Source organism: uncultured Roseibium sp. (genome assembly GCF_963675095.2).
Taxonomy (GTDB): Bacteria; Pseudomonadota; Alphaproteobacteria; order Rhizobiales; family Stappiaceae; genus Roseibium.
Genome location: NZ_CAXXSJ010000009.1, coordinates 30,243 through 45,994 on the forward strand (window position 1 = coordinate 30,243; position 15,752 = coordinate 45,994).

Here is a 15,752-nt window from a genome sequence, read left to right on the forward strand (position 1 = left end):
ATCAGGCTCCCGGTTTTTCGGTGGCGTCGACCGGATTGACCGTGTTGTCGATGGTCACGGGGCTGCCGACCGTCAGCTTGTTCTGACCGCGGCGGACACGATCAGATCGCCCGGCTTCACGCCTTCGGTGATCTCGATCTTGCCACCGAAGCGGCGGCCGATCTTCACGAACACCTGGCGGGCCACCAGCTTTTTCTTGCCGTCCTCACCCGCCGAAGCACTCTCGTCTTCGGCAACCCGATAGACGTAGGTGCCATAAAGACTCTGGACGACCGCCGTTTGGGGCAGCGCGATGATGCCGTCTTCCTGCGGCAGGTCGATGCGGACGAAGGCGAACTGGCCCGGGCGCAGGGCCCCGTCGGAATTGTTGACTTCCGCCTGGATCGAGACCAGGCGCGACTGGGGATCGATCTTCGGGTCAATGCCGGTGATCTTGCCTTCATAGCCCATGGCATCCTCGGCAAGGCCCAGGTGAAGCGCCTGACCGATGTGGACTTCACTGAGACGCTGTTCAGCGACCGTGAAGTCGACCTTCATGACCTTGAGATCCTGCAACGTGGCGATGACCGTTCCGGCCGGCAGATATTCGCCGACGTCGATCTTCGGAATGCCGATGGTGCCGGAAAACGGCGCCCGGATCTTCTTCAGGTTGATCTGCGCCTTGACCCGTTCCATGACGGACCGGGAGGCATCGAGAGCGGCCTTGGCATCGTCCAGGGCAGAGGTCGAACTGACGCCCCTGTCGACCAGCGTGGTCGCGCGCTTCAGCGCCTGGCTATCGCGCGACTCATTGGCCTTGGCCGCAATCAGGGTCGCCTGCTCTTCCTCGTCGTCGAGCTGGACCAGCATCTGGCCCTTTTCGATCTGATCGTTGGCCTTGAACAGGATTTCAGTCACGATCCCGGCCGCCCGCGACGCCACATCGACGCCCTGGCGCGCTCCAACCGTTCCGATCGCCTCGATGCCGGGTTTCCACGTTTCAGCTTCCGCCTTCACGGTGGAAACCGTGACCGTCGGCCTCGGCCGGTTGGCGAAAAACTCGGCGATCTTCTGTTCCTTGAACAGATTGAAGCCGACCAGTCCGCCGCAGATCAGTACGATCAGAATGATGGCGATGATGAAACGCTTGATCATGAACCTTATCCGTCCGACCGCGCCCGCTCGATAAAGTCCGACAGGTTCGAAACTGTCGCGCAGGCATTGGGTCTATGCAAAAATTCCACGCCTACGGGCGCCGGAGCCGATGGCCGCGGCGCCCGTAGGCGACAATACTGTGATGCCTCGTTCCGCCACCGGGAGGAAGCGGCGGAACCTGAGTTGACCCCTAAATAGTGCGCCTTTTGTCTATTGAAAAGGTATGGGACCCTTATAAAATCCTTCTTGGGTAAAAAGGCGTTCATTTCTTTCGCGCGCAGCAATATCCAGCTCCGTGACATCCCCTTGCGGTGGTCCACATACGGCCCCAAACCTTCGCCGCCGGAGTTGTTTTTTTTCCTCCTTCAGCCAAGATGACATTGCGGTCAAACATTTACCCGCTCCGCAAGAGGAGCCCATCTTGTCCGGAATGAACCTGAAACGGTGGCTTTTCGCCGGCGTCCTTCCTGTCGGAAAAAACCGGATCCTGCCGGAGATCCTTGCCGGACTGACCCTGGCCGCCGTCGCGATCCCCGAAGTGATGGGTTACACCAAGATCGCCGGCACGCCGGTGATCACCGGGCTCTATACCATGCTGCTGCCGATGGCGCTGTTCGCGCTACTCGGATCATCGCGGCACCTCGTGGTGGGCGCGGATTCGGCGACCGCCGCGATCCTGGCAACCAGCCTCGCGGGCCTGGCCGCAACCGGCTCGGCCGATTATGTCGCGCTGGCGGGTCTGATCGCGCTGATGGTGGGCGTGCTGGTGCTGGTTGCAAGCGTGGCCCGCCTCGGTTTCATGGCCGATTTCCTTTCCCGGACGGTTCTGGTCGGTTTCCTGACGGGCGTCGGGATACAGGTCGCCATGAATTCTCTATCCGGCATGCTCGGCCTGACCATCCCGCATGCCAGCGGGCTGGAAAAACTCTCCCTGCTTCTGCCGTTGCTGTCGTCCCTGAACCTTCAGGCCGCAGGCATTTCCCTGAGCGCCCTGATTCTGATCCTTGGTTTCAAGGCCCTTTCCCGCTCCTTCCCGGGCGCGATCGTCGCACTGGGGCTGATCACGCTCGTCAGCTGGGTCTTCGACTTTCGCAACGCTGTTGCTGTTGTTGGCAGCGTGCCCGGCGGACTTCCTAACCTGACGCTGCCAAACATCGACTGGTCGTTTGCGCTCATCTGGCAACTCGGCCCGGTCGCGCTCGCCATGCTGGTGGTGATCCTCGCCCAGAGTGCTGCCACCGCCCGCGCCTATGCCACCAGATACGGCGAGACGCTGGACGAAGGCATGGACCTTCGCGCCCTGGGGCTGGCCAATCTCGGCGCCGGGCTGACGGGAACCTTCGTCGTCAACGGCAGTCCGACCAAGAGCCGGATCGTGGAAAGCGCCGGCGGCCGGAGCCAGCTTTCCATGCTGGTGACGGTCGGGATCGTCGTCCTGGTCCTGCTGTTTTTCACCGAAATCCTGGCCTACCTGCCGGAAGCCGCCCTCTCCGCCCTCGTATTTCTGATCGGCATCGACCTGATCGACATCAAGGGGCTCAAGGAGATCTATCGCGCGCGCCGGCCCGAATTCTGGGTCTCCGCTGTAACCATCCTCGTGGTGGTGCTTGCCGGCGTCGGTCCGGGCATCGTGCTGGCGATCGTCCTGTCCCTGATCGTCCATACCAGGCACGGCTATCATCCGGTCAACGTCCTGCTCACGCCCGAAACCACCGAAACCTGGCAGGTTCAACCGCTCAAGACCCGCGCCATGGCGTCTCCCGACCTGATGGTCTACCGGTTCACGCACTCCATGTATTACGCCAATGCGGAACTCATGACCGCGCAGATCAGGGACCTGGTTACGCCTGTCCCGAAAGGCCTGCGGTATTTCTGCATCGACTTCTCCTGCGTCGACGACATCGACTTCACGGCCCTGGAAGCGCTGAAGAAAATCCAGACGGATCTTGCCGGCGACGGCATCGAGTTGCTGTTCGCCCATACGCTGGACGACCCGTCTTCCCGCAGCCGTCGGCAACTGATCCACACCTTCGGCAAAAGCATCGTCTTTTCCACCGTCGGCGAGGTCCTGTCTTACATCAAGGCGGGCAAACCGCAGGCGCCCGATAGCCCCACCTCTTGACCCGATCCTCAGGGACGGCCAGTTTTCAGGGATCAGAGGGAATCAGCCTTGTCAGACTCCGCTTCCAATGTCGCCGAGTATTCGGTCTCCGAAATCTCCTTCTCCATCAAGAAGACGATGGAGGATACCTTCGGCTATGTGCGGGTGCGCGGTGAGCTGGGCCGCATTTCCCGGCCCGGATCCGGCCATATCTACCTTGACCTGAAAGACGACCGGTCAGTCCTGTCCGGCGTGATCTGGCGTGGCGTCGCCTCCAAGCTGAAAATCCAGCCGGAACAGGGCCTGGAAGTGATCGCCACCGGCAAGATCACCACCTTCCCCGGCCAGTCGAAATACCAGATGGTGATCGACGCGCTGGAGCCCGCGGGCGCCGGTGCGCTCATGGCGTTGCTGGAAGAACGCAAGCGGAAACTCGCCGCCGAAGGCCTGTTCGCCGAGGAGCGCAAGCAGCTCCTGCCGAGCCTGCCGCGCGTCATCGGCGTCGTCACCTCGCCGAGCGGCGCCGTCATCCGCGATATCCTGCACCGGATTTCCGACCGCTTTCCGCTGCACGTGCTCGTCTGGCCGGTCCGTGTGCAGGGCGAGACCTGCGGCGCGGAAGTGGCAAACGGCATTCGCGGTTTCAATGCGCTTGCCCCCGGCGGCCCGATCCCCCGCCCCGATCTCCTGATCGTCGCCCGCGGCGGCGGCAGTATCGAGGATCTGTGGGGCTTCAACGAGGAAGCGGTCGTGCGGGCGGCGGCGGAGAGCCACATTCCGCTGATTTCCGCGGTTGGCCACGAGACCGACTGGACGCTGATCGATCTGGCCGCCGACGTACGCGCACCGACCCCGACGGGAGCCGCGGAAATCGCCGTGCCGGTCAAGGCCGACCTGATGGCCATGACCGACGACCTGTCGCGGCGCCTCTTCTCCGGCCTCAATCGCCTCATCGCCAACCGGCGCACGGAACTGCGCGCGGCCGGCGCCGCGCTGCCTGCTCCGCGCGACCTGCTCGCCCTGCCCCGCCAGCGTTTCGACACCGCCGCCGGCAGCCTGGAACGGTCGCTGATCGTCAACACCCGCAGCCATCGCAGCACCTATCAGAACGCGGCCGGCCGCCTGTCGCCGTTCCTGCTTGCCCGCGTCACCACCAAGGCGCGCGATCAGCTGGACGGCTTCGGCGAACGCCAGGGCCGCGCGCTTCAGGTCGCCGTCCGGCAGAAGCGCCAGGGCTATGTGGCCATCTCCGACCGGCTGACGCCGATCCGGCTCAAGCATCAGATCACCATCGGCAACGAGCGCCTGTCCGGCCTGTCTGAGCGTATGGACCGGGCCTATGCCATCCGGCTGACGAAATCGCGCGATCGTCTGGACGGGCTGGAGAAGCTCTTGAAATCGCTGTCCTACAAGGACGTGCTCGCCCGGGGCTACGCCCTCCTGCGCGACGACAAGGGCCAGCCGGTGCGTTCCGCGAGCGCGATTTCTTCCGGCGATGCGCTCAGCATCGAGCTTGCCGACGGAACCATCGATGCGGTCGCCACATCCGGCTCCGCTGGTCCGGCGAAGAAAGCGAAGAAGCCGGCAACGTCAGAAGCCAAAGGGCCGACCTCGCAGGGCAGCCTGTTTTAAATCCACGGTCTTTTCGGAGACTGACGATGAATGAAAAAATTCAAACAACGACAGACTGGCTCATACTGATCACAGGCTTAGTGATCGCCTATACAGTCGCGTATTTCGGCACAAAGTCCTATCGCCGCGAGAAGAAGAATAGCGACCACCTTTTCATAAATCTACCCTTGATAAAACGCTATGCTTTTCAATTAATTGCATCAAACATAGCTTTTCTCCTCATAATGTTCGCAACAATGGTGGCGATCGTATATTTTTAGTACGCAAACCTATGACATCATCGGCATAACGAAAAAAGACCGTGCCAGTTTCCCGGCGCGGCCTTCATTTCAGTTTCCGGCTCCCCGACTACATCAGCGACGGCAGCCAGGTGATGATTGACGGGAAGGCCAGCAGGCCGCCGATCGTGATGATGTCTGCGACGAAGAACGGGACGCAGCCGCGGAACACTTCCTGAACCGGAATGTCCGGCCTCACACCCGCGACCACGAAACAGTTCAGGCCGATCGGAGGCGTGATCAGGCAGAGCTCCGCCATTTTCACCACCAGAATGCCGAACCAGATCGAACACGCCTCGCCGGACATGCCGAGCGTGCTGTCCGCGGCACTGACGCCCTCGCCACCGTTGAGCGCCATGACCGCCGGATAGACCACTGGCAGGGTCAGGACGAGCATCCCGATGGCATCGATGAACATGCCGAGTACCGCGTAGGCGCACAGAATGAGGATCATCGTCAACATCGGATCGTGCGGCAGGCTGACGATGAAATCCCGGAACGCATCCGGCAGACCGGCAAAGCCGAGGAAGCGCACATAGACCAGCACGCCCCAGATCAGAGTGAAGATCATCACCGTGAGCTTGGCGGTTTCGTGCAGGGCCTGGCCCAGCTGCTTGCCGCGCATCCCCTTCACGAAAGCAGTGATCAGGACGACAAAGGCGCCGAGGGCACCGGCTTCCGTCGGCGTCGCGGCGAACTGGTAGCCGCCGATGTCGATGCCGAACAGACCGATGAAGATCACGGCCACCACCGCAAAGATCGGAAACGTTCCCGGGATAGACGCAAAGCGCTCCGACCAGGTGTACCCCTTGATCGCCGGCGCGTCGCCGCGCCAGGCCGCCATGCCGACGATGATCAGGATGTAGATCAGCGCCGAGTAAAGCCCCGGCAGGAAGCCCGCGATGAGCAGTTTTCCGACCGATTGCTCCACGAGGATCGCGTAGATCACCAGGATCGCGGAGGGCGGGATCAGCGAGGCAAGCGTGCCGCCGGCCGCAACCACGGCCGATGCCAGACGCTTGGAATAGCCCACCGCCAGCATTTCCGGAATGGCGACACGGGCAAACACGGCGGCGGTCGCCACGCTGGCGCCGGATACGGCCGCGAACCCGGCGGTCGCGAACACGGTGCCGACGGCCATGCCGCCCGGCATCCAGCCAAGCCACTTCTTGGCCGCATCGAACAATTGCTTGGTCAACCCCGCGTAGAACGCGAGAAAGCCGATCAGGATGAAGGTCGGCAGGACCGACAGGGAATAGGTGACCGACTTTGAATGGGGCACGGTGCCCGCCATCTTCAACGCGGTGATGACGCCTCTTTCAAAGCCCATGCGCATGGAGAAGATGATGATCAGGCCGGTCAGCCCGACAAAGGCGGCGGCGAAGGCAACCCGTACGCCGATGAGCACGAGGACCAGCAGCACGCCGGTCATCAGCAATCCAACTTCAAATGGTGTCATCGGGAAGTCTCCCCGTCGTCTTCGCCGAAGGCTTCCTCGATTTCATGTTGTGCCGCTTCCTTGACATCCATGATGAGTGGAACCGCAAGGGGCGTACGTGTCGGATCCGCGATCAGCCGCCAATAGCCGTAGAGCTGCAACAGCAGCCGGAGAGCGAGCAGGGTCAGAGCGACCGGAACGAGCAGTTTCGACGGCCAGGTGGGCAGCCCGACGTCAATGGTGGAATCGCCGATACCCCAGGACCGTTCGAAATGGAACCAGGAGCCGTAGATGAGTCCGCAGACCACCAGGAAAATGATGAATACCCCGAAGAATTCGGCCGTCCAGAGTGCACGGCCCTTGAGCTTGCCCAGCAGGATTTCCATACGGATGTGCCCGCCCACACGCTGGCAGTAGGCAATCCCCATGAAGGTGAACACGGCCATCCCCTGTTCGGTGATGTCAATGAACCCCGGAATGGGCTGATTGAGGAAGGTGCGACCGAAGATCTGCACGACGGCCATGAGCATCAAGAGCAGGATACTGGCCGCGGCGATCAGATTGAAACCGTTTTCTATCCTGGCGAGGACACCATCGAACACGATGTAACGCGGCGCCTCTGCGGTCGCGACGGACCGTTCTGGAGTGTTCATTTTTATACGCCCAAGGAAGGCCTCCGGCGTAAAAACGCCGGAGGTTGTAAGATCGACTGGTTTGTTCGAGCTCTCGGCCGGTCAGCCGTCGTTGCCGAGCGTCGTGTTCACCAGATCCAGCAGTTCCTGGCCCGGAATGCCCTTGGCATCCATGTCCTTGACCCACTGTTCGTGAATCGGGGCAGCCTTGGCGCGCAGGGCCGCAAGATCTTCTGCGGAGAATTCGATCTGCTTGATGTTGCGCTTTTCCAGGTCCGGCCACCACCGGTCATAGACCTTGGCATAGGTCGCCAGATAATGATCGACCGCTCCCGGGACGGTTTCGTCCAAGGCCGTGCGGAGATCGTCCGGCAGGGCGTTATAGGCGTCGGTGTTCACGACCACCGGGCACTGTACCGTTCCCGGGTTCATGTTGGCGGTCCACCAGGTGCCGACTTCCACCGTCTTGAATGCCAGGTGGGCATGGGGCGCAAAGGACGCGGCGCGGACCGTGCCGGATTCCATGGCCTGGTAGGTTTCCGAAGCCGTCACCGTGGTCGGAACGGCGCCGACTGCGGACATCAGGTTACCGATCCCGCCCAGCGCGCGAACCCGCATGCCTTCGAAGTCCTTCGGTGACGTCGGAGCGTCGCCGTTGCCGATGAAGTTGTACTGCGGCATCGGCGAGGGCATCAGAACCTGTGCGTTCCACCGGGCAAGATCCTTCTTGACCGCCGGGTGCTGGTAAACCGCTTCGCTGACCTTCACTTCCGCGTCCAGGTCCTTCACGCCCAGGAACGGCAGTTCGAGGACCGTCAGGGTCGGGTTCTTGTCGGCATGGTAGGAAGCGCAGATCTGGGCCATTTCGAAAGCCCCGAAGGAAATCCCGTCCAGGTTTTCGCGCGACTTCGAAAGCGCCTCGCCGTAAGCGATCTTGACTTCGAATTTGCCGCCGGTCTTTTCGGCGACCTTCTCTGCCAGGTATTCAATGTGCTCGGTGAAGGCGCGGCGCTTGCCCCAGACGGATACGTTCCAGGTGACGTCGGCAGCGAAGGTTTCGGTGGCGAAGACCATCCCCAAGACAGCTACGGATGCAGCGGTCGCGAACTTGCGAACAGTGAGCATGTGTATCCTCCCAGATAGTGAGTGCTCTTCAGTCTGGATGTCCCGGCGACGCTACCTCCTGCAGCTTCAGCCCGCATCCAGCTAGGGAATTATTTAGCATGTCCCGTGCCAACACGTGACAAGGCGGGGTTTTCCCCGAAACCCCGCAGTTTCGGATGGCAGCACGTCTATGCCGCCTCCGTCAATCGGCGATTTCTTGCCGATACAGTTTCCCCATGGGCGGAATCTTGCCGGAGCCTTCCGTTTCAGGACAAAGGCGCCAGAGCCCCGTTCCTAGTAAATGCCGGGAAACAACCGATATCGCACGCGGCGTGTGTATTCCCGATATCCCGGCAGTTCTTCCTGAAGTGCGCGATCTTCGAATGCGGTTCTGATCACGGCGACGAGCAGCGCGACCGCAACCGGTATGAGTGTCCATGCAGACCCAAGGGCCAACACAATGCCGGGCAGCGCCAGAAGATTTCCGGCATATCCCGGGTGCCGGACGACCCGATACGGGCCGCTGTCACATACCGCGTGTCCCCGATCGGTCTGGATGCGCATCAGGCTGGAGAAAAAACGGTTTTCCGCCAAAGCCCACGCTGCAAAGGCGTATCCAAGCGCAATCAGAAAGAGACCGCCGATATTCAGCCATGTTGGGAACTCGGGCGACCAGCCAAAGCGGTGATCCAGCCCCGCCACGATGACCAAAGGGAAGGAAAGGGTCAGGGCCATGAGCGGTCCAAGGACTTTGTCCCATCCTTTCACACCAGATGTCTTCTGCGACAGGGTTCGGTCTCGCTCCACCAACAACCCCGGATGCCGTCCTTCTGCCCAGACGCGCCCACCGACACCTGCTGTAAAGAAAAGCAGGAGAAAGACCCAGGCCTGCCACCAGCGGACATCTCCTCCGCAGGCCAGAAGGATCAGCGGTATGGCAAGATGGACGACGATCAGGCGAAACCACTCACGGGAGGTTGCGGTCTGAACCGCGCCTGGATCACCTGTTTTCGGTTGCATATCGTTCCTCCGTCTGGAGTGACCTGGCCGCGGACTGCTTCTCGTTTCCTGCTGCGCCACCTCCCCTTTGAGGGGACGTGTCTTAATCGTCAGAGACCGTCAGCCCGGCCTTCGGGCGGGTCAGGCCGAGACGGGTCATCTTTTCGTTCAGCGTCCGGCGCGGAACGCCGAGTTCCTCCATTACGGCGGCAATCCGGCCGTCGTGCCGACGCAAGGCGCTGGCGATGATATTGCGTTCGTAATTGTCCATGATCGTGCGCAAGGTCTCGCCTTCGCCGATCTCTTCCGCAGCGTTGTTACCGGTTACGAGCGTTTCCAGCGGCTGGCGCCCGACACCGGCATTCAGCACGAAACGCTCGGCCGCATTTCTGAGTTCGCGGACATTGCCCGGCCAGGCATAGGTCTGCAAAAAGGCCTCGTCGCGGGCGCTCGTTTCGGGGCGCTTCAGTCCGTATTGGGCTGCGAACCGGTTGACGAACGTGTCGAACAGCACAAGGCAATCACTGCCCCGGTCCCGCAGAGGCGGGATGGTGATTTCAATGGTGTTCAGGCGGAACAGAAGATCCTCGCGCAGGGCCTTTGTGGCGACCGCCTCGCGCGGATCGACATTCGCCGCACTGACGATGCGAATATCGACCGGCACCGGCTTGCGCCCACCGATCCTGTCGACCTGCTTTTCCTGGAGCACACGCAGAAGCTTCGGCTGCAGGCTCATCGGCATCGACACGATTTCATCCAGAAAGAGGACGCCGCCATGGGCCGCCTCGATCCGTCCCGGCCGCATCCGGTCCGCGCCGGTGAAGGCCCCGGCCTCGTGGCCGAACAGCTCCGCCTCGACCATGGTGTCCGGCAGGGCCGCTGCATTGATCCCAACGAAGGGGCCGTTCTTCCGGCTGCCGAAATCATGCAACGCCTGGGCGACGAGTTCCTTGCCCGTCCCGGTTTCTCCGGTGATCAGCACGGCGGCATCGGTCGAGGCGAAATGCAGGATCCTCTCGCGCAGGGCCCGCATCGACGGACTGTTGCCGAGAAGCCTGCTTTCCAGGCTCGAGCCATCCTCCAGGCGCCGGGTCAGCGCCCGGTTTTCCAGAACGAGGGTACGCTTTTCTACGGCGCGGCGAACAATCTCGGCCATGTTGTCCGGATCGAACGGCTTTTCGACGAAATCATAGGCGCCGTTGCGCATCGCCTCGACGGCCATGGGGACATCGCCATGGCCGGTGATCAGGATCACGGGGATTTCCGCGTCGATCTCCCCGATCCGGCGCATCAGACTGACCCCGTCTTCTCCCTGCAGCATCACGTCGGAGACGACACATCCCGGGAAGCCGGAGGAAATCTTGCCGATTGCCTCCTGGGCGCTCGCAGTTTCAATCGGGCTGAAGTCCGCCAGTCCCATCCATTGACGCAAGGCCGCGCGCATGGAGGGGTCGTCATCGACGATCAGAACCGGGGCCTGTGCTTGTGGCGCGGTCATTCCGCGGGAACCTCCTCCACGTTGGTTTCGCCGATCTTATCGCGCTGGCGATCGCGCCTGGGCTGGACCTCGCGCGCGGCCGGCAGAGACAGGGTGAAGGTCGCTCCGCCGAAGTCGTTGGTCGCGACCGCCAGGGAGCCGCCGATGTCTTCCGCAATCCGCCCGGAAATGGAGAGCCCGAGACCGAGGCCGCCGCTGCTCAGTTTTGTGGTGAAGAACGGATCAAAGATCTTTTCCCGGATTTCCTCCGGAACACCGGCGCCGTTGTCGGACACCTTGATAACGACGGCCTCCTCCAGCCGCTGGGCTTCCAACCTCACCTTGCCGTCCGCAACCTGGGACGCGGCGTCCGCACCATTGCGTAGCAGGTTCAACAGAACCTGCTCGACCGGCAGCGGCGCCGTTTCCAAACGGAGCGGTTCCTCCGGCAAGTCTACCGTAAGCTCGACCCCGGTTTCCTCGAACCGCGGCAGGGCAATCTTGGCGGCAGCGCGGATGTTTTCCTTCAGGTCGATCGACTCGATCCGGCTTTCCGCCGGCCGCGCGAACCGTTTCAGCTCCTGGGTCAGCGCCGCCATGCGGTGCTGCAGAGCGTCGATTTCAGACAGGTTTTCCCGCGCCGCCTCGATGTTCAGCTTTTCCAGGAACTTGCGGGTACCGGCGACGAACATGCGCAAGGCCGCAAGAGGCTGGTTCAGTTCATGGGCGACGGCCGCCGACATCTGGCCGACGGCGGCAAGACGGCTCGACCGCGCAAGCCCTTCCTGGGCCTTGATCAGCTCGCGTTCGATGCGTTTGCGTTCCTCGACCTCATCGGTCAGCCGCAGGTTCAGTTCCCGCAGTTCTTCCGATTCCTGACGCAGCAGAGCAGAGGCCCGGCGCAACGCCCTGCCCCGGAACACCAGCACCCCGACCGCATAAAGCAGACTGAGACCGAAGGCCGATACCCAGACCGGCCAGAGGTTCTCTTTCGTCTCCGCGACGGGGACAAGGAAATGCAACCTCCAGCCGAGCAGGCCGACATCGGCCTGGTTGTGGCGGTAGCTGCGCCCGTCGATCGACAGGACGTTTTCCGCAGTACTGGATGCATCCGACAGCGGCTCCAGCGGCAGACCCGCAAACTGGCGGGTCTGGCGGATTTTCTCCAGGACGCCGTCGCTGAGCGCATGCAACGCCTTGTAACGCCATTCGGACACGCTGGAGAGGATGATCACCCCGTTGGCATCGGAGGCAAAGACGATCTCGCCGCCTTCCGCCCAGGCCCGCTCCAGCGGCTGCATGTCGACCTTGACCACGGCGACGCCACGCGGCGTGCCTTCGACCGGCGTCGGTCGCGACAGGAACAACCCCGGTTCACCGATGGTCGCGCCGATGGCGAAGAAACGGCCTTCCTCTCCGGCCATGGCTGCCTGGAAATAAGGCCGGAACCCGTAGTTGCGTCCGACCAGGGACAGTTCGTCCTGCCAGTTGCTGGCGGCCAATGTGTTGCCGTCCGTGTTCATGACATAGAGCAGATAGGCCCCTGAGTTCTCCGCCATCTCCTCCAGGAACCGGTTTGCGGATTCCGTCGTCTGCTGCATGTTCAAAACGATGGTCGCCCGCGGATCGCGCGCCAGTACGTAAGGCAGATAGCGGTACTTGTCGTATTCCCCGAGGATGGTCTGGCGATAAAGGGTCAACCGTTCGGACGCCTTGCGATCGGCGCTCTCCTCGTCCCGCGCCGCGATCAGCTGCACGATGACGGCAGCGATCAGCAGCAAGACAAGCGGCGGCAGGGCCAGAAGAATGAAACGGGTCCTCATGCTTTCTTATGTCCTGTTTGGATCAAGGCCGCAAACCGGAAAGGAGATCATGGACAATGGCTCCAGCGTCCGGTTAGGGTCAGGTCCCACTAATTTTGCTCATTCTGTTTGACAGGGAAGGTTGGAATGAGCGTAAGAGCGAGCGCAGGACAGGTTTGTCCCTATCCAAGCTCGATTTTGCGGTCAGGCCAGCCTTCCCTGTCAAACCCGAAGGGCGGGGCGTCTTTGCCTCCTGACAGCGTTAGAGACCCTTGAAAACCGAATGGTTTCCTGCGGCTCTCTGCCTTGTCAGCAGACAAAGCCACTCCCGCAGAATGCGTAAAATTAGTGGGTCCTGACCCTAGGTCTGGCAACTTCTAAAAAACCGGAAACGCCCCATGCACTTCGAACTGACTGAAGAACAGCAGATGATTTCTGACGCCGCCCACCGGCTGGCGGCCGACCGTCTGGAACCGCTGGCCGAAAAGGTCGATGCCGGGGAAGGCCGGGACGAGTTCCTCGACAATCTGCGCCTGCTTGCAGAAAACGGCTTCATGGGGCTGAACGTTTCCGCCGACTACGGCGGCACGGAAGCCGGCGCCATCGGCTTTTCCCAGGCCGTTCAGGCATTGGCTGGCGGCTGTGCTTCCACCGCCGTCACCGTGTCTGTGACCAACATGGTCGGCGAAGTGATCCAGGCAGTGGGTTCGGACGAACAGAAGGCGGAGTACCTGCCGAAGCTGGCGGACGGCACCTATGCCGCCGGCGGGTTCTGCCTGACCGAATCCTCCGCCGGTTCCGATCCGTCGGCGATGAAGACCCGCGCGGTCAAGGACGGCAATCACTATGTGCTGAACGGCGCCAAGCTCTATATCACCTCCGCCGAATATGCCGGCATCTTCGTCGTCTGGGCCGTGACCGATCCGGACGCGCCCAAGGGCAAGGGCATTTCCTGTTTCCTGGTCGAGGCGGGAACGCCCGGTCTCGTGATCGGCAAGGCGGAAAAGAAGATGGGCCAGACCGGCTCTGCCACCAACGAGGTCCTGTTCCAGGACTGCCGGGTTCCGGCAACGGCCATGATGGGCCGGGAAAATGACGGTTTCCGGATCGCCGTCGGCGAACTGGCCGGCGGACGCATCGGCATCGCTTCGCTCGCACTCGGCATCGCCCGCAAGGCCATGGACACCGCCAAGGCCTTCGTCAAGGAACGCGAGCAATTCGGCCGGCCGCTAGCCGACATGCAGGGCCTGCAGTGGATGATCGCCGACCGGGAAACGGAACTGGAAGCTGCGCGCTTGCTGATCCTCCAGGCCGCAGCCCTCAAGGATGCCGGCAAGCCCTATTCCAAGGAAGCCTCCATGGCCAAGCTCTACGCCTCGGAAGCCGCCCAGCGCGCCACCTACACGGCGCTGCAGCTGCACGGCGGTGCCGGCTACATCAAGGACTATCCGCTTGAACGCTTCGCCCGTGACGCGCGGATCACGACCATCTACGAAGGCACATCGGAAATCCAGCGCCTGATCATCGCCCGGGAGGTGATGAAGGCGGTTTAGAGCCGTGTGTGGTGCCATCTGATCGAAATGGAGCCTTATGAACGCTTTCCCCGTCCTGACCGGAGTGCCTGTCCTGCAGACACCAAGGCTTGTGCTGCGCGCTCCGGCTGTTGCGGACTTTCCGGCCTTTCTGTCCTATTCCGGCTCCGAGCGGAGCCGGTTCGTGGGCGGACCGAAGCCCCGGCACGCTGCGTTCGAAAAATTCTCGAGCATGATCGGGCATTGGGCCCTCCGCGGTTTCGGACGGTTTGTGATTACGGACAGAACGAGCGGAGAGGTGCTCGGGCACGTGGGCCCGTTGCAGCTCGATGATACCGTTCTGCCCGAATTGACCTGGACCCTCTGGTCGGAGGCGGCGGAAGGCAAGGGATTTGCCTATGAGGCCGCACAAGCGGCCAATTCCTGGTTTTTCCATTCCTTCGGCTGCAAGGAGGCGATGGCGGAGGTTCAGCGGGAGAACAGGCGCTCACATGCCCTGGCAGAACGGCTGGGCGGACACGTCTGGACGGACGGGCCCAAGGGCTGGATGGACGACGGTGTCGTCTATCGTTTCCAGGCCGAAGTTTGCGATATCGTCAAATAAAGGCGATGTAAGTTTTTGCGGCAACACCGCTTTGAGTTGATCCTTCTCAAAGAGGGGGTTCAAATTCCTGCATAAATTGCCGATATAAATTACGGGCACTCGCCCGTTTTTCTGGACGGAGAAAATACCATGGCACTCAAGGACATTCTGACGATCGTCGACCTTTCCGGGTCCCAACCTGCGCCGAAATACGCGCTGGAACTCGGGCGGCAGTACGATGCCCACGTGACGGGTCTGGCGATCGCCTTCGAACCCGTGGTACCGGCCTTCGCCGCGGCACCGATGCCGGTGGATTACCTGGAAGCGGCCCACGAACAGGCCGTCGGCGCCGCCAAGGATTCCCAGAAGCAGTTCGAGGAACTGGCGCGTCTGTCCGGCGGCAAGTCGGAAAGCCGGGTCGAGGAAATCCTGACCGGTGGTCCGCTGGAAAGCGTGCTGCAGCACTGCCGCACCACCGATCTGGTGGTGATCGGTCAGACCAATCCGGACACGCCGGAACCGATGCGCGAACTCTTGATCGAAACGGTGCTGTTTGAAAGCGGCGTGCCGGTTCTTCTTGTCCCTTATATCGGCGTTTCCGACTACACGCCGAACAACGTACTGATCGCCTGGGACGGCAGTTCGACCGCGACCCGCGCCATCCATGCGGCCCTGCCGATGCTGGACAAGTCCGACAAGATCACCGTTCTCGTCGTGGAGAAGAAGGCCGAAAGCGGCCGCCAGCCGGGTGCGGAAATCGCGACCTATCTCGCCCGCCACGGCCTCGACGTCACCATCGACGTGGTGACCAACCCGCAGACGAGCATTGCCGATACGTTGCTCAACTACGTCTCCGACCATGGCAACGACCTTGTCGTCATGGGCGGTTACGGCCACAGCCGGATGCGCGAGTTCCTGTTCGGCGGCGCAACCCGCGAAGTTCTGGAAGCTATGACCGTACCGGTCCTGATGGCTCACTGATCCGGACGGATCACCGGAGAATTCCGGTGATTTGAATGGTCACGTTACGTAATTTTAAG

Annotated in this window: 11 protein-coding genes and 1 pseudogene; 5 read left to right on the forward strand and 7 right to left on the reverse strand. The window is 61.8% G+C overall.

Annotated elements, in window-relative coordinates; genetic code table 11:
- Position 1 precedes the first annotated feature (1 nt).
- Positions 2 to 1,134 (reverse strand): annotated as a pseudogene (locus ABIN98_RS03930) (efflux RND transporter periplasmic adaptor subunit).
- Positions 1,135 to 1,564: 430 nt separating this feature from the next.
- Between ABIN98_RS03930 and ABIN98_RS03935 the strand changes: the two are divergent.
- Both ABIN98_RS03935 and xseA read left to right on the forward strand, forming a co-directional pair.
- A complete protein-coding gene (locus ABIN98_RS03935; RefSeq protein WP_346907655.1) occupies positions 1,565 to 3,256 on the forward strand; it encodes a SulP family inorganic anion transporter in 1,692 nt (563 codons plus the stop codon).
- Positions 3,257 to 3,304: 48 nt separating this feature from the next.
- Entirely contained in the window at positions 3,305 to 4,867 is a 1,563-nt protein-coding gene (gene xseA, locus ABIN98_RS03940) for an exodeoxyribonuclease VII large subunit (protein WP_346907585.1), read from the forward strand.
- Positions 4,868 to 5,215: 348 nt separating this feature from the next.
- Here xseA and ABIN98_RS03945 read toward each other — a convergent pair whose 3' ends face one another.
- The 6 genes from ABIN98_RS03945 to ABIN98_RS03970 form a co-directional block, all read right to left on the reverse strand.
- Complete coding sequence (locus tag ABIN98_RS03945) at positions 5,216 to 6,604, reverse strand: TRAP transporter large permease (protein WP_346907587.1); 1,389 nt, start codon at positions 6,602 to 6,604, stop codon at positions 5,216 to 5,218.
- Entirely contained in the window at positions 6,601 to 7,236 is a 636-nt protein-coding gene (locus ABIN98_RS03950) for a TRAP transporter small permease (RefSeq protein ID WP_346907589.1), read from the reverse strand. Before ABIN98_RS03950 ends, ABIN98_RS03945 begins: the two co-directional genes overlap by 4 nt.
- Before the next feature lie 81 nt (positions 7,237 to 7,317).
- Positions 7,318 to 8,340, reverse strand: a complete 1,023-nt coding sequence (locus ABIN98_RS03955) for a C4-dicarboxylate TRAP transporter substrate-binding protein (RefSeq protein WP_346907591.1) — start codon at positions 8,338 to 8,340, stop codon at positions 7,318 to 7,320.
- A 273-nt stretch (positions 8,341 to 8,613) separates the two neighbouring features.
- Complete coding sequence (locus ABIN98_RS03960; protein WP_346907593.1) at positions 8,614 to 9,054, reverse strand: isoprenylcysteine carboxylmethyltransferase family protein; 441 nt, start codon at positions 9,052 to 9,054, stop codon at positions 8,614 to 8,616.
- A 367-nt stretch (positions 9,055 to 9,421) separates the two neighbouring features.
- Entirely contained in the window at positions 9,422 to 10,816 is a 1,395-nt protein-coding gene (locus tag ABIN98_RS03965; RefSeq protein WP_346907595.1) for a sigma-54 dependent transcriptional regulator, read from the reverse strand.
- A complete protein-coding gene (locus tag ABIN98_RS03970) occupies positions 10,813 to 12,618 on the reverse strand; it encodes an ATP-binding protein (RefSeq protein WP_346907597.1) in 1,806 nt (601 codons plus the stop codon). The genes ABIN98_RS03965 and ABIN98_RS03970 overlap by 4 nt, the downstream gene beginning before the upstream one ends.
- A 377-nt stretch (positions 12,619 to 12,995) precedes the next feature.
- Between ABIN98_RS03970 and ABIN98_RS03975 the strand changes: the two genes are divergently transcribed.
- The 3 genes from ABIN98_RS03975 (at position 12,996) to ABIN98_RS03985 (ending at position 15,693) form a co-directional block, all read left to right on the forward strand.
- Positions 12,996 to 14,150, forward strand: a complete 1,155-nt coding sequence (locus ABIN98_RS03975) for an acyl-CoA dehydrogenase family protein (RefSeq protein WP_346907599.1) — start codon at positions 12,996 to 12,998, stop codon at positions 14,148 to 14,150.
- Between the two features lie 37 nt (positions 14,151 to 14,187).
- Complete coding sequence (locus ABIN98_RS03980; RefSeq protein ID WP_346907601.1) at positions 14,188 to 14,733, forward strand: GNAT family N-acetyltransferase; 546 nt, start codon at positions 14,188 to 14,190, stop codon at positions 14,731 to 14,733.
- Between the two features lie 129 nt (positions 14,734 to 14,862).
- On the forward strand, positions 14,863 to 15,693 hold the full coding sequence (locus ABIN98_RS03985; RefSeq protein ID WP_346907603.1) for a universal stress protein: 831 nt from the start codon (positions 14,863 to 14,865) through the stop codon (positions 15,691 to 15,693).
- The last annotated feature ends 59 nt before the right edge of the window (positions 15,694 to 15,752 follow it).